General features: G+C 36.7%; 13 protein-coding genes. 6 read left to right on the top strand and 7 right to left on the bottom strand.

Features of this window, described 5'->3' with window-relative positions; translation table 11 throughout:
- Nucleotides 1–20: 20 nt before the first annotated feature.
- From BC781_RS23890 to BC781_RS23910, 5 genes are all read left to right on the top strand, one after another.
- Nucleotides 21–3,026, top strand: a complete 3,006-nt coding sequence (locus BC781_RS23890) for a SusC/RagA family TonB-linked outer membrane protein (RefSeq protein WP_146201771.1) — start codon at nt 21–23, stop codon at nt 3,024–3,026.
- 13 nt (nt 3,027–3,039) lie between these two features.
- A complete protein-coding gene (locus BC781_RS23895; protein WP_109622788.1) occupies nt 3,040–4,920 on the top strand; it encodes a RagB/SusD family nutrient uptake outer membrane protein in 1,881 nt (626 codons plus the stop codon).
- 20 nt (nt 4,921–4,940) lie between these two features.
- On the top strand, nt 4,941–6,026 hold the full coding sequence (locus tag BC781_RS23900) for a BT_3987 domain-containing protein (RefSeq protein WP_109622791.1): 1,086 nt from the start codon (nt 4,941–4,943) through the stop codon (nt 6,024–6,026).
- A gap of 300 nt (nt 6,027–6,326) precedes the next feature.
- On the top strand, nt 6,327–7,853 hold the full coding sequence (locus BC781_RS23905; RefSeq protein WP_109622793.1) for an arylsulfatase: 1,527 nt from the start codon (nt 6,327–6,329) through the stop codon (nt 7,851–7,853).
- A 419-nt stretch (nt 7,854–8,272) separates the two neighbouring features.
- On the top strand, nt 8,273–9,340 hold the full coding sequence (locus BC781_RS23910; protein ID WP_109622795.1) for a branched-chain amino acid aminotransferase: 1,068 nt from the start codon (nt 8,273–8,275) through the stop codon (nt 9,338–9,340).
- A 288-nt stretch (nt 9,341–9,628) separates the two neighbouring features.
- Here the strand turns inward: BC781_RS23910 and BC781_RS23915 are convergent, their stop codons facing one another.
- The 5 genes from BC781_RS23915 to BC781_RS23935 all read right to left on the bottom strand — a co-directional run bounded on the left by BC781_RS23915 (nt 9,629) and on the right by BC781_RS23935 (nt 14,690).
- A complete protein-coding gene (locus BC781_RS23915; RefSeq protein WP_109622797.1) occupies nt 9,629–10,915 on the bottom strand; it encodes a hypothetical protein in 1,287 nt (428 codons plus the stop codon).
- A 9-nt stretch (nt 10,916–10,924) separates the two neighbouring features.
- Complete coding sequence (locus BC781_RS23920; protein ID WP_109622799.1) at nt 10,925–11,623, bottom strand: DUF4625 domain-containing protein; 699 nt, start codon at nt 11,621–11,623, stop codon at nt 10,925–10,927.
- Nucleotides 11,624–12,043: 420 nt separating this feature from the next.
- Nucleotides 12,044–12,733 (bottom strand): DUF6624 domain-containing protein, encoded by a 690-nt coding sequence (locus tag BC781_RS23925; protein WP_211323974.1) that lies wholly within the window; start codon nt 12,731–12,733, stop codon nt 12,044–12,046.
- A 20-nt stretch (nt 12,734–12,753) separates the two neighbouring features.
- Nucleotides 12,754–13,818 (bottom strand): serine hydrolase domain-containing protein, encoded by a 1,065-nt coding sequence (locus BC781_RS23930; RefSeq protein ID WP_109622801.1) that lies wholly within the window; start codon nt 13,816–13,818, stop codon nt 12,754–12,756.
- 89 nt (nt 13,819–13,907) lie between these two features.
- Nucleotides 13,908–14,690 carry a helix-turn-helix transcriptional regulator gene (locus BC781_RS23935; protein ID WP_109622803.1) on the bottom strand — a complete coding sequence of 261 codons (783 nt, stop codon included), beginning with the start codon at nt 14,688–14,690 and terminating at the stop codon, nt 13,908–13,910.
- A 191-nt stretch (nt 14,691–14,881) separates the two neighbouring features.
- On the opposite strand from BC781_RS23935, the gene BC781_RS23940 reads away from it, so the two are divergent.
- Nucleotides 14,882–15,565 carry a hypothetical protein gene (locus tag BC781_RS23940; protein ID WP_109622805.1) on the top strand — a complete coding sequence of 228 codons (684 nt, stop codon included), beginning with the start codon at nt 14,882–14,884 and terminating at the stop codon, nt 15,563–15,565.
- A gap of 113 nt (nt 15,566–15,678) precedes the next feature.
- On the opposite strand, the gene BC781_RS23945 is transcribed toward BC781_RS23940, so the two are convergent.
- Together BC781_RS23945 and BC781_RS23950 are read right to left on the bottom strand one after the other, a co-directional pair.
- Entirely contained in the window at nt 15,679–17,061 is a 1,383-nt protein-coding gene (locus tag BC781_RS23945; RefSeq protein ID WP_109622807.1) for a glycosyl hydrolase family 28 protein, read from the bottom strand.
- Nucleotides 17,058–18,110 carry a glycoside hydrolase family 43 protein gene (locus BC781_RS23950; protein ID WP_109622810.1) on the bottom strand — a complete coding sequence of 351 codons (1,053 nt, stop codon included), beginning with the start codon at nt 18,108–18,110 and terminating at the stop codon, nt 17,058–17,060. The genes BC781_RS23945 and BC781_RS23950 overlap by 4 nt, the downstream gene beginning before the upstream one ends.
- Nucleotides 18,111–18,296: the final 186 nt, after the last annotated feature.

The raw sequence follows: 18,296 nt of genomic DNA on the forward strand, positions 1-18,296 counted from the left end.
ATTTATCAAAAAATGAAGTCATGAAAAAACAATTTAAATATATATTATCCTTGTCACTCTTTTTAGTGACATGGTCTATGACAATCTATTCCTACAGTCAAGACCAAGCGGGTAAAAATACGCTTGATGCTGTAGTGAATACTGAAGATGGACAGCCAGTTACTGGTGCATTAGTGTCCACGCAAGATGGTTATTTATCTACCTATACTGATATTGAGGGTAGATTCAAATTAGAAGTAGGTTCAACAGATTTAATTAGAGTTGAAAAAGAGGGTTATGATGTTATTTATCTTTCTGCAAACGACCTTCTGGCAAATAATAAGGTGACGCTAAAGTCGGTTCCATTTCATACCGCTCAAGAGGATATAGTGAATATGCCTTTTGGGAAAACGAACAAACGTCGTATTGTTGGTGCGGTTTCAAGTGTGAAATCTAGTGATGTTTTAGGTGGTGATGCAAGACAAGGAATTACAGCACACTTAAACGGACGTATCTTGAGTACGAGAGGAATTGGAACACCAATTGTTGTGATCGATGGAATTCCGAGAACGAACATCGGAGACTTGACCATGATGGAAATTGAGGAAGTAACAGTTCTTCAAGATGCCACAGCTAGAGCACTTTATGGCGCTAGAGCAGACGGTGGTGTAATTTTGATCACTACAAAAAGAGGTACAGCTCAAAAAAGAGAGTTGAATGCCTTGGTTGAAACAGGTTTTTCTAAGGCGGTTTCTTTACCTAATTATTTAGATGCACCAACTTATTTGGAATACCTAAATGTAGCTCAAACAAGTTCGGGTTTAGATCCGATCTACACTCCAGAATTCATTAATGGAGTAAGAGATGGTTCAATCTCGTATGTACCAAACGAGGATTACTTCAGTGATCGTTACATCAGAGATAACCTTCCTTTTACATCGATCATCACAGAGATGTCAAGCGGAAATGACAATGCCTCTTTCTACTTAAATACAAGTTACATGAACACAGGTTCGTTGTTGGCAGTAGATGAATTGGGAGATGGTAAAAAAGTAGGAACAGACAAGTTTAAAATACATGCCAATACTGATTTTAAGGTTAATGATAAAATTAGTGGTAGAGTAGATGTTCTTTTTAATCTTGAAAATAAAGTAGGTCCTCAAACAGATTTTTGGGATCAAGCCTCTAAAAGAAATCCTACAGACTCACGTGTTTTTATTCCTTTGTCGTCTCTTCCTGATTCACTTCAAGAATCCGCATATGTAATTGATGGTCAGTATGTACTTGGCGGTTCGGAGCAATTCAGAGATAACCTTTATGGAGATATGTACATCAAAGGTTATGACGAATACTGGTACAGAAACGGTCAAGTGAATGCAGGTTTAGATTTCGATTTGAGTGAGCTTACAGAAGGTTTATCAGCAACAGGTTACATGACTTTTAACCTCAGAAATACAAGTACTATTCGTTCAACAAACCAATATGCAGTGTATGAGGAGAATATGGTGCCTGATGAGTTAACGGGTGAGTCTAGCTTAGAATATACTAAAGTAGGTGAAGATCAGTTTACAAGAACTCAAACAGAGACAAACTTAGCTTTTATTCGTAGAATTGGTTATTACGGCACATTGAACTACGATCGTACTTTTAACGATAGACATGCTGTTTCTGCGACTGGTTTGGCTTATGCAACACGTACAGATTTCAATGGATCGCCTCAAGGCTTGAGAGATGTTCACTTTGCTTTACGTACAAACTATATGTTAGATAACAAGTATGTGGCTGAGCTTAGTGTAACTCGTTTGGCTTCTGTCAACCTTTCTCCTGAAAACCGTTGGGGTACATCATTTGCTGGTGGACTTGGATGGGTTTTATCAGAAGAAAGCTTCTTGAAGAATAACTCAGTAGTGAATTATATGAAGTTGAGAGCTTCTGCAGGATTGCTTAAAACAGACCTGCTCAATGGGGTAAATCAGTACCAAACAATTTTCTCAGAAGGCTTCAAATATAATTATGGACCAGACCAATCAGGTTTTGGTAACAATAAAATAGAAATCGAAAACATTGAGAATCCGAACCTTACTTTCGCTACTAGAAAGGAGTTTAATATAGGTCTTGATGCTTCGCTTTTCAACAATTCTTTATATGTAGATGTAAATTACTTCAATACATCCCTAACAGATATTCCTGTAGCGGTAGACGGAATCTATCCTTCTTATTTGGGCGGATTTACAATCGTACAGAACTATGAAGAATATAACCACTCAGGTCTTGAACTTACACTCAATTATGAAAAGAGTTTGGGAGCAGTGAAGTTAAATGCAGGGGGTACTTTCCGTTACATTCTTCCGAAGAACGTAAAAGTTGATGAGCCAAATTATCCTGAGGAATTGAGTTACTTGAAAAGATCGGGAGAAATTAGAGATGGAATCAGAGGTTTTGTATTTGAGAAGTATTTTGAAACGCAAGAAGAAATCGATAACAGTCCAACACAATTTGGTAGCTTATTACCAGGTGACTTGAAATATAAGGATGTCAATAACGATGGTAAGATTGATAACAATGACAAAGTGGTTATCGGTAATTCTTCACCAAGAACACGTATGGCATTCAACCTAGGAGTAGAATACAAAGGCTTGGAACTACAAGCAATTGGATCTTTACAAATGGGAGGTCAAGCACAATTCAGAAATGGATACATCTACCCATCATTAGGGGATAAGTATTCAGAGTATGTAAAAGATACATGGACTCCTGATAATACTGATGCAAGTCTTCCTAGACTTTCGACAGTGTACAGTAATAACAATAATCAAGTATCATCATTTTGGTTGAAATCTACAGACCATTTCAGATTAGATGTAGTGCAGCTTACTTACCATTTCCCACAAAGCATTGCTCAAAAGCTTAAAATGCAAGGATTTGATGTGTATGCAAGAGCATCGAACCTTCTTGCTGTGGGAGAAAACATTGACTTGATCGATTTGAGAATTGGGTCAGCGCCAAAAACTAGATCTTTTGCCGTAGGTCTGAAAACCTCTTTCTAAATAAAAGCATTGGATGATGAAAAAATATATTAGAAACTTAACTATTGGTGTCGGATTGCTCGCCTTTACAGGAGCCTGTAACGACTTTTTGGAACCTGAGCCAGAGAACACGCTTACTGAAGAGCAGATTCTTAGAGATCCAGCTCTAGCAGAAGGATTGTTATTGAATGCCTACACGGGGCTACCTAGTACGTACAAAGATTTGACGGATTATGGTACTGATGATTTAGTGATTAATCAAGTAGGTCATAACACTACCGCAATGGCAGTAGGAGGGTGGAATGCAAGTGATAATCCACAAGGAAAATGGGAGTCTTATTACAAGCAAATCTTTTATATCAATTACTTCTTAGAAAGATTAGAAAATGTGACTTGGTCATACCTTTCTGAGGATGAAAATACACTATACTTAAAGCGTTTGGAAGGAGAAGCAAAAGGCTTGAGAGCTTGGTATCACTTCGAATTGCTAAAAAGACATGGTGGTATGGGGGTAAACGGAGAGCTACTTGGTGTCCCTTATGTAACTAAAGCCTATGGTGTAAATGATGAATTCCAATTAGCTCGTCCTAGCTACGATGAAACAGTGACTTCAATTGTTAGTGATTTAACGGATGCTCAAGTATTATTGACACCAGAATATGCAGATATTGATCCTGTTACCTCAGTGACATCTATCTTGAATAAAGAAAAAGATGCTTATGAAGGCGAAAAAGGGGCTGCAATGTACGACAAAGCACAAGAACTATCAGATGCTGGAGCGTCATTAGAAGATGATGAAACACTAGCGCAGTTGGTTGATGATTATAATGCTTATGTGAGGGTTTACAATGTAGTTTATGGTGCACGTAATCAACACCGTCTGACAGATATAGGTGTTGATGCCCTTATGTCAAGAGTAACTTTGCACGTGGCTAGTCCGCTTTTCAATACAACAAATGATCAAACGAAATGGACTAAAGCAGCGCAAGAAGCTGGAATTTTGATTTTAAAGAATGGTGGGCTAGATGCAATTTCATCTACAGGACATCGTTTTTATCAAGATAAGGATGATTCTGAAGTGCTTTGGAGACATGAGCTTCCAAATCCAGCCAATACAATTGAGCAATTTCATTATCCTCCATCATTAGCAGGAAGCGGTCGTAGTAACCCTACTCAAAACTTAGTAGATGCATTCCCAATGTCAAATGGTTACCCAATTACTGATGTAAGAAGTGGTTATGATCCGCAAGACCCTTACTCAGGTCGTGACCCTCGTCTGACAGATTATGTTGTTTACAACGGGAATAATCTTGGAAGTAGAACGATCTATACGAATTTGGGCGAGGAAGATGCGAAAGGAGCGATTATTAATGCTTCTTCAATCACAGGTTATTATATGAAAAAGTTGCTCAATGATAACCTTGATTTTACAGGTATTAATGATGAAAAAGGAGAGTATTTTTATGCACTATTCCGTTACACGGAAGTACTTTTAAACTTTGCTGAAGCGGCCAATGAGGTTGGAGGTCCTGATGCAATGATTGATATTCCAAATAAAAATGGAGAGAAATTCAGCTTTACTCCTCGTGAAATTATAGAACGTATTCGTAATAGAGCAGGAGTGTCAAATGCTTATTTAAGTGAGCTTGACCAAGATGGTTTTAGAGCATTGATCCGCAATGAGCGTAGAATTGAGCTTGCATTTGAAGGCTTCCGTTTCTGGGATTTGAGACGTTGGGATCAAGACCTAAATGAGACTGTAAGAGGTATAAATGTAACAGGAAGCTTTGGCAACTATACTTATACAATTGATCCAGAAGTTCAGATTAGAGATTATGCTTCTTATATGAAGTATGGACCTATTCCACTTTCTGAGACTCAAAAGTATCCTATCATACAAAATCAAGGTTGGTAGTCAAGAAACATGAAAAGATTATGAAAAAGATTTTATCAATTATAACGCTTGGATTGGCACTAAGTGCTTGTTACCCTGGGAACCAAGAAAATGAATTTCCTGATTTCGATCAGCAGAATGTTTATTTCCCAATACAATCGCCTGTGAGAACACTAATCTTAGGTGAGGATTATTACGATAACTCTTTGGATCAGGAATACCGTTTTAATGTAGGTGTTGCCATCGGTGGCTTGAGAGAAAATACTAAAGACTGGACTGCAGATTTTCAAGTTGAAAATAGTTTGGTTGACAATCTTATTTTCGCAGAACCAGAAGATGATGCGAGTGACTATACCATGTTTGAGGCTTTACCTGCTTCATACTATGAGTTGGGTGTCACAGATCAAGTAACAATTCCTGCAGGAAGTTTTGTTGGTCTTATTCCAGTTCAGTTGACGGATGCTTTCTTTGAAGATCCAAAAGCAGTAGAAGGACGTTATGTGTTACCTCTAAAATTAACAGGTACATCGGCAGATTCGGTGTTGAGTGGTTTGCCTGCATCTGGGGTTGAAAATCCTGATTTGCGTTTGGATTCAGACTGGACAGTTTCTCCTAAAAACTACACACTTTTTGCAGTGAAATATATTAATGAATTGCATGGTGAATATTTGCGTAGAGGAAAGACAGTAGTAACTGATGAAGCGACAGGCAATGAAATTAGAACAGATGTATACAGAGCTGATTATGTGGTAGAAGATGCCCTTGTTTCAGCATCTACTTCTGGTAGAAGAACAATTGTTCTGAACAGTATGGGTAAGTATGTTGATGCGACTCATCAGCTTGCTGTCGAGTTTCCTTCAAGTGATGCTGAAGGTCAAATGAGCTTATCATTAAGTTCTGTTGAAGGTTCAACACCTGTTGAAGCTGTAGGTACAGCAAATGTATGGGTAAACGATGGCGATCAGTGGGGAGGAACACCTGATAATCCTACAAAAAGAGATGTTATCTATTTGAATTACACTTTTATGGATAACGACGGATATATCAATGAAGTATTCGATACATTAGTTTATCGTAATAATGGTATTGACTACGAAGAGTTCACTATCAGTCTGATGGAAGAGTAATCTTCAAATAACAGACTAATTCAAATTATAAAACCTACCTTGAGAACTGCTCTTAGGGTAGGTTTTTTTATGTTTTATGTTGAGGTTGATAGCATATCAAGTTTTAAATTTCAAGTAAAGATAGTCGTAAGCACCCTCAACAAATAGAGCAAAAGCAATATTTTTGATAACTAGGGATATTTAACTAATTCACCTCACTATTTCATATTCTCATCTTATATTAATTCAAATTTGAATTAATCAACATTTGCAAATGTTTTCTTCATTAAATAATCCTATTTCATTTAAAATTCTTATTAGATGAGGAAACTACTTATTATAATACTTGCCTTTAGTCTAAACTATGTTTTTGCTCAAGACAAGCCAAACATTCTAGTCATCTGGGGGGATGATATAGGCTACTGGAATATAAGTGCCTATAACCAAGGGATGATGGGATACAGAACGCCAAACATTGACCGTATTGGTAAAGAAGGCGGTATATTTACGGACCATTATGCACAACAGAGTTGTACTGCTGGTCGTGCCGCATTCGCAATGGGACAACATCCATTCCGTACTGGTATGCTTACAATTGGAATGCCTGGCTCTGAACATGGTATTCCAGACTGGACTCCAACTATCGCTGACTTATTGAAAGAGCATGGTTATGCCACAGCGCAACATGGTAAAAATCACTTTGGTGACCGAGATAAACACTTACCGACAAATCATGGTTTTGATCAATTTTACGGTAACCTTTACCATCTAAATGCAGAAGAAGAACCTGAAAGCTATTATTACCCTAAAGACCCTGAATTCCGCAAGAAATTTGGTCCAAGAGGGGTGATCAAGTCTACAGCCGATGGTCCAATCCAAGATACGGGGCCCATGACACGTAAACGTATGGAGACTGCTGATAATGAATTTATGGAGGCGACGCTGGAGTTTATGGAAAAAGCTCATGAGGAAGGTAAACCATTCTTTATCTGGCATAACTCAACTCGTATGCATGTTTGGACTCACTTATCTGAAGAGTGGGAAGGTAAATCGGGTATAGGTCTTTATGCCGATGGTATGCTAGATCATGATGATCAAGTAGGAAAGCTTCTTGACAAATTAGACGAATTGGGTATTGCTGAAAATACCATTGTCATTTATTCCACAGACAATGGTGCTGAGAAATTCTCGTGGCCTGATGGTGGTACTTCTCCTTTTTATGGAGAAAAAGGAACAACTAACGAAGGTGGTTTCAGAGTTCCACAACTTGTTCGTTGGCCTGGAGTGATCAAACCGGGTTCTCAATTTAACGAAATTATGTCACACGAAGACTGGATGCCAACAATCATGGCTGCAGTAGGAGATCCTGACATTGTAGAGAAGCTCAAGAAAGGCCATAAAGCAAATGGCAAAGATTTTAAGGTACATCTAGATGGCGCTAATTTCATGCCTTACTTCCTAGGTAAAGTTGAAAAATCACCTCGTGAAACCGTTTTCTATTTTACAGCAAATGGAGAACTGAATGCTGTCCGTTGGAATAACTTTAAAACAACATTTGCGACAATGGACGGAGGTATATCTACGACAACGAGACGAACTCCTAATTGGCCCGTTATTACGCATCTAAAAGCAGATCCTTTCCAAACTGCGGATAAAGAATCGGATATGTATCTAAAATGGTATGCCGATAATATGTGGCTCTTTGTACCTGTTCAGCTTAAGATTAAAGAGTTCTTAGGTACTTTTGAAGGTTACCCTTTTCAAGAAGGTTCATACCTAAGTGCATCTGGTATTTCTGGAAAAGCTATGCAGATGGAAAAAAGATTAAAAATGCTAGAGAAGGAGTAGTTCTGACTTTCTAATTATAGAAAACAAAATTATCTCTCTGCTGTCGCAAGTCTACGTGACAGCTAGTGTGACGGATTGACTTGTGGCATATATCAATTTTAGAACTTTATATATGTCACAAGTATTAGGATTAGGCAAGTGACTCATTGATTGTTGGGTTCCTTTTGCAAAGGATGGATCGTTTATAGGGATACTAATGCTTATTCCTTGCAATAAAGGTTTTCAAAGCTTGAAATATATGAGTGTATTATCGATCTAATCAGTTTAAAATTAATCCAAGAATATAACGATTTCCCAATTCGATCATTGTAGGTGAATTTTCACATATTTAGGTAAATATTCTGTGTTTTGAGTCTCTCGTTAGGTTTTAACTGGAGCTATTTATAGCTTTTAATCCATTTAAAATTTGGATTTAAGTTATGGAAATAGGATTTATAGAAAACATAGATAAGAAGTCAAAACCTAATCAAAATCAATTAGGCTTTGGGCAGCATTTTACAGATTATATGTTCGAAATGGATTACATAGATGGAGAAGGTTGGGTAAATCCAACTATCAAACCGTATGCACCTATTTCATTAGATCCATCAGCAATGGTTTTCCATTATGGACAATCTGTTTTTGAAGGTTTAAAAGCTTATCGAACCAAAGATGATCGTGTTCTACTTTTTAGACCAGAGAAGAACATTGAGCGTTTAAATAAATCAAATGCTCGAATGTGTATTCCAGAGATAGATAAAGAATTGATCTTAAAAGCTATTTCGGAATTGGTTAAAGTGGATAAAGATTGGATTCCTAATCAGAAAGGAACAAGTCTATATATCAGACCCTTTGTTTTTGCAACAGATTACTATGTAGGAGTAAGGCAGTCACATAATTATAAGTTCTTGATCATCTTATCACCGGTAGGAGCGTATTATTCTGAAGGTTTTAATCCTGTAAAGATATTTATTGAACAACAATATGTTCGTGCTGTAAAAGGTGGTGTAGGAGAAGCGAAAACAGCAGGAAATTATGCGGCAAGTATAAAGGCGCAATCAGAAGCAAAAGAAAAAGGCTTTTCTCAAGTGCTATGGCTAGACGGTGCTGAACATAAATATATCGAAGAAGTTGGCGCTATGAATATTTTTATCATGATCGGGGAAGAAATACTTACTCCTGAATTGACAGGAAGTATTTTAGATGGAGTAACAAGACGATCTACGATAGAATTATTAAGGGCTTCAGGTTATCAAGTAACAGAGCGAAAAATTACAATTGATGAAATCATTGAAGCTCAATTCAATGGTCGATTGAAAGAAGTTTTCGGAACGGGTACTGCAGCGGTGATTTCTCCAGTAGGTGAAATGTGGTTTGAAGGGCAGAAAATACTGATCAATGGAGGTGAAGTTGGAAACGTATCGCAAAAACTTTATGACCAGTTAACTGGTATCCAAACAGGGGACGTAGAAGATGAGTTTGGGTGGACAATAGACATTTCAAAATAATATAAAGCATTCATATACTATGTATTAGCCACTCTATTTATATGGAGTGGCTTTTTTATTTTATCATTAAAAAAAGTATGAATCAGGATTGACTTTTGATTTAAATACATCATCTCTAACCATCTGACTTTTAGAAAAAAGAAATCGGTGCTGTGAGCTTACAACACCGATTTATAGGTTTAGATTATCACTTGTTATTTAACACAATATTTGTTTGGGTAAATCTACATGGATCAAGTTGTTAATTTGGGATGATTCATGTTTTCCATAAGGTTTTTTCTTTCCAGATTAATTGTGGTTGTCGATTGGAACCTCCACAACATTGCCACACACTCCAATATTGGCGATAGGATGTTCAGTCTTGATAGAAGAATACTCTAGAAGGTCTTTAGCATCAAATCGGTCGATATGTGTATTTTGATTATAGTGCAAGTATGCAAACTTTTCACTAACACCGAAAGAAACATTCTTGTCAAGCGACCCTCTTAGTTTCACAGAAGCATTAGGAGTAAATGATTCAAAATCATAAACAGTCATGCTGTTTTCTGTAAGAACATAGATATCAGTAAGCATATGGTTGATCTCAAAAAACTTGATTCCTTCCGCATCGATTACTTTTGTGATAGTCCCCTCTACTGCATCAATTTGGAATACACCATGCTTATAATCAACTCCCAATAGTGTTTTAATTTGTGGATCCATAAAATCTTTTTGGAACTTTCTATAGATGAGCTGGTCAAACTTTGTACTGCCTTCTGGGTATTCAATCAAGTGATACTCTAATGAGATGTTAGAATCATCACCTCTATTTAGCAAAAGTCTTAGCAAACCTTTTTCTGTTGAAACTAAGCCATAGTTTTCTGACCAATGCTCACCAGTAAACATATTGGCTGAATAGATTTCTCCGAGATCATTGAAAGTGTGAAGTACCTCTGAAGTTGAAGTATGCATCACTACGATTCCATTATTCTTATTACTTAAAATAAAGAAATTTTCATCCATATATCCAGTACCGATTCTCACAGTATTTACTCCTTCTTTTGGTAAGCTAGAAAGAGAGATTTCTTCAGCAGGTGTACTATTTATGACTCCTTCTGAAGTGGTAGTGAATAGATTCCCATTTTCCTTTGAACGCCATATACCATTAAAGTCAGTCCAATCAGGTCTATCAGTTTGAGGAGTTGAAGTAATAATCTTTACTTCAGGTTCATAAGTATGGTAGTGGTCTCCATGACGATCTAATCCTGTGTATATTTTCGATACAGAGTTTTCACCATAGACAATCGCATTGGCAACTTTTGTACCTACTTCATTAGTAAACTTAGAACCGTTCTCAGCAACATAGAGAGAATCGATACGGTCGCTGTGTGGTTCTCTTAGTTCGACAAGCGGACTATTTTGATAAGTTACTAAGAGTTTTACTCCTTCATACTCTTCAAAAGATGGATCATCCAGATCTGGATCATCCGGTACTTCAGGGATATCCACATCATTGTCCTCGTCTTTTAAAACATCGTCAGAACAAGAAAATAATGCACTGCCCAAAAGCAATGCTAAAAGAAATTGTTTTTTCATTTGTTTGGATTATTTGTTTAGTATTTCTTTTGCACTGTTATTTCTAGTGTCTCTAGCTGTTGCTACCAAGATATATTCACCCTCAGGAAGATCAGAAGGCAATTGGATATGTTCATTGAACTCAATTCTCCTTGCCGAAATCGTACTGAAGTCGTAACCAATAGCCAAAAACTCTTCTCCTTGCTCATCTTTGAGCGTAATGATCAAGTCTTTTAGTGTATAGAAGCCATTGATGGTGAAACTTAGACCTATCTCTTTGCTCGCTTCTATGCTTCCTTCTAGCTCGATTTCATCAAAATAAATGATTGAAACAATTTCTAAAGGCCCTCCGTCAGAGGTTTCATTTCCTAGCTTATCTTTTACAATAAAATCTAACTGATAACTACCTGCTTCAAAATCAGAGGGAATTATGGGGTGCTCATGTACGTATGGGTTTCGGATGCCACGGTATTTTTCTGAATAATCATATTCGATATGCTCGTCTCCTTCCAATGACTGGATCGTAAGTTTAACCTCCTCGGTTAAATGATCTGCTATAATATTAGCTGCCAAGTGAAGATCAACTCCCGCATAACCAATCTGGTTGTTGCCATGTCCGCTACTTCCTTTCCCGTACTCTAGGTTTTGAATACTCAGTTCGAAGTGTTCTTCTTTTTCCTCACAAGAGAATAGAAAAAGAAGAAAGGGTAGATAAATTAGTTTGTTCATCAAAGTTTGTTATTGCAATAGAGTCGCGAATATAGAACGAGCAATGTATTTAAAAAAACATTCCTGAGAGGATTAGAATACGTTAAGAGTATAAGTCTTTTGAAATTAAATAATAAAAGGTTTATAAATAAATAAGTGAAAGTTTTAACCAAACTCTAAATAGTTTTGAGGGCTTTGTTGCAAAGTTTATTCAGACTCTGAAATTTCTTGTTTACTGGGGACTGGTAAATTTCGAATTACTTTTCAATTGACGGATTGATGAATCCTAATTGGACTTACTTGAAATCTCCATCTGACTTTTAGAAAAAAGAAATCGGTGCTGTGAGCTTACAACACCGATTTATAGGTTTAGATTACCCCTTGTTATTTTTTACAATATCTGTTTGGGTAAACTACATGAATCCAATTCTTAAACTCTATCTACTTGTTCATTTGAAACGCTTCTGTTCTTTTTATTTGCTTCTCCAAATCCCACGTTAAAGGATGTCTTCGGCTAGCCAAGAATTCTGCCATTGGAGCAAGCCCTATTTCAGCACGTCTTTTATCTACATTTTTAGGGTCGGCAATAGGCCAAACGTCAAAACTTTTGGTTTGAGGGTAGTATTTTATTTGTCCGCCATAAATTTGAAGCTCTCCACGATCAGTTGCCAATCGATCTTCTGCACGAGCCAATAGTCTTGGTGCTAAACCTTTTTCTGCAACCGCTTTTTTCATCATCGGAATATATTTTTTTCGAACTTCGATGCCTGAGTGTTGAAGCACATTGCAGATGGTCAAGTTGCCGCTCTCACCAATACTATTTACACTTGGCCAACCATGAGTATCCAATAGCTTAAGGATTTTCTTTTCGTTCACATCATGATTTTTATGGTAGATCTCATTCTGCTCATTAAATTCTTCTGACTCATAGCCATATACTCTACCCAATGAATCTCGTAACCTGATAGGTAGTTGTTCTGTTACCCAAATGGTGTCTAGCATAGCAACTAAGGCTTCTTGAGTATAAAGGCTCTCTTTTTGGAGTGATTGACTATCATTTTCAGCTTCTTTTTTAACACAAGAGCTAGAAAAAAATAAGAGGAGGATAAGTAATAGACTTTCGGTTTTCATGATTAATAAAATTTGTTGTTTTAGTTTGGCTTATAGATTTCTACAGCCTTTCGGATCACTTTCATTTGTGTTTGAATACTATTTCTTCTTCTGTAACGGCTTTTTGTTTTAAAAGCCAGAACAACATCTATTTCTGGGTAAACGGTAATGTTTTGCCCCAAAGCTCCTTGAGCAGAATAAGCATTTTTTAGTTTAGAGTCTTGTGTATTTTCTATCAGCCACCACATATAGCCATAGCCAAGGTCTAGCCCATCTTCTTTTAATATAGGAGCATTGTGCTGTGCTTCTGTATACGATGTTCTTTGTGTAATCATTTCTTTTACCCAAGCTTTCGGGATGACTTGTTTGTCGAGCCATTTTCCATTCCGTAACATCAGTAATCCAAGACGAGCCATATCTCTTGTAGAAAACCACATATGATATGCTGGAAATTTCGATACCTCCAAATTTCCATTTTTAAGTTGCAAAGACTTGTTCCAATCTTCCATTTGAAGAGGACTGGCTAACTGATCTTCTATTTCATTGTAGATGTCTTTATTGGTTTCTTGCTCGAAAATGTACCCAGCCAAATTAAAATCCCAATTGCTGTATAGCCAATAACTTCCGGGTTGTACAGAACCTCTTTCAGGAGCTAGTCGTCTGAAGTCTCCTCCGTTAGAACCAGATAAAAAGACACCCGAACGTGCCGCTATTATATCTTTTATCCTTGCCGATTTTTCGATTTCAAGAAAAGGTGAATGATCTTCTATCTTTAAATCTTCAAGTGTTTTGTCTAAATCAATCTGACCATTTTCTACATATTTACCGTAGAGCATAGACAGTACACTTTTTCTACACGAAGCGATGTAACTGTTTTCTTCGATGTCTCCATAGTCGAATACCACCTGACCTTGGTGGACAATTACTAGCCCTGTAATGTTTGTGCTATCAATGATGTATCGCTCAAAATCAGAACAATCTCTATCGTTCCAGCCAATGTCCGAGGCGTTTTCATTCACAAACCAGTTTTTATTTGGGTAAATTTGACATTCCCCAATACCGTGAATAAAAAAAGTAAAAATTAGAAGTACAGCTATAATTCTCATTTAAAAAGCTATGCTGATTGGTTATTGCTTTGCAAGTTAACACAAACGTAAGTTCAAAAATAGAATGAAATTAGCCTCTCTTATAATTTTTATATTTTTCGAATACGCTTTGGATTGAAACCTATATAGAGTTTAAAGATTCTGATCATATGACTATGGTCTGAAAAACCACATCTCAGTGCAATTTCAGTAATACTCATTTCGGTATGAAATAAGTAATACAATGCCCTATGTACTTTTATTCTTCTCATGTAATCTCCAAGTGTACCACGATAGAACTTTTTGAAGTATTTGGAGATAGTGACTGGGTGTATGTTCAGCGTAGCGGCTAGTTCATCCAAAGGGATAAATTCATCCCAACGATCTTCGATAATTTCTTGGAGCCTGTTTAACCAAAGCGGTTTGTTAGAGGATATGTTTTCTTTAATGAATAAGGATTGTAGTAAAGAATCAATTGTATCGATTGAGTATATATCGTTGATTTGAAGTTCGTAATAGACCTTGATCAAGGAAATATATGCTTTTTCATTTTCCCAATTCGAAAGTGTCAAAGCTGAGAAATCAGCCTCGTTTTTACTAAAGAAATCGCTCTTGAATTCAAGATTTAGATTTTTGGAAGGAAAAGCTGTAAATCTATTTCGATGAATTTCGCCTTGGTTATAAGCCATAATTCTCCCAGGACTCACTTGAACATCTTGATTCTTTCGTGACTCTAAATTCCCTCCTTGAAGAATCAGCGACAAATGAATATCCTCATGTGAGTGCCAATCTTCTGAGACAGGTTTTGTGTAGTTTACTAGAGAGATAGCACAATCAGAAACTTGAAACTTTTTATCTGTAGTGCCTAAAAAAATATTTTCTTTTAGCTTCAAAATGAATAGTTTGTCTTTGTTCTATAATGTTTATCGCATAAAAATGAAGGGAATAGGATTAAAGTAAAGAATAAGATTAAATATTTCATATGTTATTTATATTTTAGTTGTTTAACATTAGGAGCTGTACGTTCTCTAAGTGTACTAGATTCTTGGGTGTAGAAGTAAGATTATAGCCACAGAAAAGGTCTATGGAAAATACAAACAAGAGGTTTTGTAGATTAGCATTAGTATTAATTCTTATTATAACTTGTGATTCAAAAAATAATAGGTACCAAAGATATGTTCCAATAAGTGGAAATGTTAAGAAAACAGTCACATATAATAGCCGAAATGGTGCGATAAGACCCGAACAATCGCATTATCATTACAACGAATATGGTGATCTAATTAGTGAGCATGAGCTTTTTGAAAAAGACACTATACTGAGTTTATTTTATATATACGATACTAATAGAAATCCTGTCAATCTCATAGAAAACACCAAACATTATACAATATATGAAAGGTATGTTAATAAAGGTGTTATTGTAAGTGATTCAATGATTAGGAGAAACAACTTTGATCTTCCTGAGGCCTTAGGTTCAACACAAGAACTCTATAATTCAAAAGGCCTTTATATAAGTAGTTCTACAATAGATAGATTAGAAGATACTGTAAAAATATCAACATTTGAATATAATCAACATGATTTTCTCGAGAGAGAGAAGGTGACATACTTTGGTAATCAAAAGGTTTTGACTTTATACGAATATATATATAAATATGATTCCATAGATAACTTTGGAAATTGGGTATTTCGTCAGGAGATTCAGCTTAGTCCGTCGATTGATACTATTCTTCAATATAGATCGATTGAATATTATTCTAATTAATTGTTTAGTAGATACCCAAAAGCAAGAAAAAAACTACTCCCAATAGAGAGTAGCTTAAAAATATGTACTAAAAACAGAATGGTGTTTACTTTTTGATTTAGAGCTATATTGATCTATTTCAATGTAATATTACAGGTAAATTCTGGGTGAATGATAAAGTGTTTTCGATCCAAATGTTTCAGCTGTTGGCCATCAATCACGATGTTTTCAAACTGAATGTTACGGATGGGGTGGAAGCGATCATGCCCCATAATCAAGTTTTCAATTTGAGGTTTTCCATGGTAATAGAAATTCTTGAAGGTAAAATTGCTTAAGCTGCCCTTTTCAGGATTCCATTTTCCCCAACGGTTAGGCCGAGTGACTAAATGAAAAATCCGCCATTTTGAGTTGTCGATACGGATATTGTCAAATTCAAAGTCACTGATATTGGCTTTTCCTCCATGAATGGCGCATATCACCGCGAGGTTTTCATTATCCCAGTGGTGTTCTACCCGAATAATATCAATATCGCTTACCTTACAATTCCCGAAATCTTTAGAGCCATTCCAGCTGATCATGAATGGCGCACCATTTTCCAATTGCCAAATGGTACAACGACGAACCGTAGTACTGCTCTGATAAAGTTTGACCGCATCGTCATTTACTTTAAAGAAACAATCTTCGATCAAGGTGTTTTGTCCTGCTGAAATACCATCGGTACTAAACCACCATCCCATCATTTTCACATTATGGATATAATGATCTTTTCCTCTTAGCACCACCATAAATCGAGGAGAATGAATCATGGTAATGCCTTCGATTTCAATCTTATTAGCATTTTTCAGCTCAATCATATGATGATGCGTTCGGGGGGCATAATCTTCTCCAGACATAATTCCTCTCCCTCTGATGGTCACTTCATGACTCCCTTCAGAAACAAACTGTCCTTTTACGTACGCGCCTCCTTCGAGGTACACCGTTTTGCCTTTCGGAATTACATATTCGTCACCGATTTCATGCAGGCCTTTTCCAAAATAAATCACATTTTCATCTTCGGGACTCGGGATATCCTTCTCAAGTGGATTGGCAAAAATCAGTAGCGGATGTTCGATCAGTAAATCATCTTCAAACTCTACAGAATAATGTCCTGTATGTTCAAGTTCAAATTCAATTGTATTTTGATCAATAATTTTGGTCTCAATGCCTTTTGAAGCAGGTAAAATCTGTGCAAAATCAATCTCCTTGCGCAGGTGTTTGACACGTACTGTTACTTTTCCTTCAAATGAGAAATTGACCCACGAAGTCGTCTTCGAGTTATTGGTGGTGTGCATTGAATTCATACAATACACAAAATCTTCAATGATATGGTCTCCTTGTATTAAGCTGACTTTGTAATGGGGAGACGGAAAAGCAAATTTATTTTCGCTATTGATATGTTCGGCTACAGGGTAGCTGACCAATTGCGCAGAGGCAGAAAACACCCCAAGATACAGGAGAATTAGAAGTACTTTTTTCATCTCAATGCTACTTTTTGTTTTCTTTCTTTTGCTTGAATAATTGTGATTTGGTTACCTGACATCAGCACAGGTTCGATGCAGAGGTAAGGTTCTGAATATTTCTCAGAGCTGTGGTAGGCAATAAAGTAGTTGTCATTTTTCCCTCTGAAAAGTTGATTACTGAAAATGACCTGTGTAGGAGGAGCATAGCCATGAGTAGTTGGGTATGGCATTTTTACTTCCAAATCAGCTTCTGCTTCCAAAAAAGTATACAAAGGGTTGTCTGCTTCCCATTTCCAAGGGCCTAATGGATGTTTGGAAGTCATATGGTTTACTTTCACAACATATCCGCCATAAAACTGTGAGCAAAGCAGATGATAAGTATCTCCTTTTTTTGTGACTTGTGGCGCATCCAAATATTTGTAGTTTTTTGCTAAAGTACTAGGGCCAAGCAGTTCTTTGGGTTCAGCTTTCAATTTGGCATTTTCAATATCCAGTTCCACACTGTAGATTCTGCCATCCATATCATAAAGGATATACACGCTTCCATCGGCTGCTTCTACAAGCGTAGCATTGTTACATTCAAGGAGTGGTGCATCGCTTGTCAAAACTTGGTATAAACCATCAATTTTATCGGCAACGGCAAGGCCAAAGCCATGTTTTTTATAAGGATTGATCGTATTATTTCGTCCGTTAAAACTTAAATAGTACTTCCCTCTAATTTTATGTATTTCGGGTGCTTTCCATTCGTCTTTGTACCAAGCATTAGCGGGTATTTTTGCTTTTTCGATCAGAAGTTTAGCTACTTTCCAAGTATTGAATTGATCAGCTTTGTAAAGCTGAAGCCCCTCAGTGGCTTGGAAAGGGTCTGGGTATTCCGTTCCCACCATATAATAAGACTCGCCTTCTGGATAAATAAAAAAGTCTTTCATCCCATACGGGTTGATGCCTTCCCGAATTGGATTTTCCCAAACGATCTTTTGGTTTTCTTCTTTGTGCAAGGCACAAGATGAAGCTAATACAGCTCCCCAAAGAAGGAATTGGCTAATGTATTGATAAGCTGATTTCATTTTAGAAATACTTCGTGAAAAATACGTTCAAAATGCTCTTCTCTTTTTATTGAAATCTTGAGCATGAATAGCAATGTCTTGGATTTTATAAAGATATGATTGTCAAAAATGTCATTGCTTTAGTCCTAAAATTCAGTTTTTGAAGACGGAGACTTCTCCAAAGAGGAGAATAAACGAATTCGAGCA

The organism is Sediminitomix flava (genome assembly GCF_003149185.1).
Taxonomy (GTDB): Bacteria; Bacteroidota; Bacteroidia; order Cytophagales; family Flammeovirgaceae; genus Sediminitomix; species Sediminitomix flava.

What these genes read in the sequence shown, in the direction of transcription:
- BC781_RS23890 (WP_146201771.1), top strand. Translation starts at nt 21, where the DNA reads ATGAAAAAACAATTTAAATATATATTATCCTTGTCACTCTTTTTAGTG.
- BC781_RS23895 (WP_109622788.1), top strand. Translation starts at nt 3,040, where the DNA reads ATGATGAAAAAATATATTAGAAACTTAACTATTGGTGTCGGATTGCTC.
- BC781_RS23900 (WP_109622791.1), top strand. Translation starts at nt 4,941, where the DNA reads ATGAAAAAGATTTTATCAATTATAACGCTTGGATTGGCACTAAGTGCT.
- BC781_RS23905 (WP_109622793.1), top strand. Translation starts at nt 6,327, where the DNA reads ATGAGGAAACTACTTATTATAATACTTGCCTTTAGTCTAAACTATGTT.
- BC781_RS23910 (WP_109622795.1), top strand. Translation starts at nt 8,273, where the DNA reads ATGGAAATAGGATTTATAGAAAACATAGATAAGAAGTCAAAACCTAAT.
- BC781_RS23915 (WP_109622797.1), bottom strand. Translation starts at nt 10,915, where the DNA reads ATGAAAAAACAATTTCTTTTAGCATTGCTTTTGGGCAGTGCATTATTT.
- BC781_RS23920 (WP_109622799.1), bottom strand. Translation starts at nt 11,623, where the DNA reads ATGAACAAACTAATTTATCTACCCTTTCTTCTTTTTCTATTCTCTTGT.
- BC781_RS23925 (WP_211323974.1), bottom strand. Translation starts at nt 12,733, where the DNA reads ATGAAAACCGAAAGTCTATTACTTATCCTCCTCTTATTTTTTTCTAGC.
- BC781_RS23930 (WP_109622801.1), bottom strand. Translation starts at nt 13,818, where the DNA reads ATGAGAATTATAGCTGTACTTCTAATTTTTACTTTTTTTATTCACGGT.
- BC781_RS23940 (WP_109622805.1), top strand. Translation starts at nt 14,882, where the DNA reads ATGGAAAATACAAACAAGAGGTTTTGTAGATTAGCATTAGTATTAATT.
- BC781_RS23945 (WP_109622807.1), bottom strand. Translation starts at nt 17,061, where the DNA reads ATGAAAAAAGTACTTCTAATTCTCCTGTATCTTGGGGTGTTTTCTGCC.
- BC781_RS23950 (WP_109622810.1), bottom strand. Translation starts at nt 18,110, where the DNA reads ATGAAATCAGCTTATCAATACATTAGCCAATTCCTTCTTTGGGGAGCT.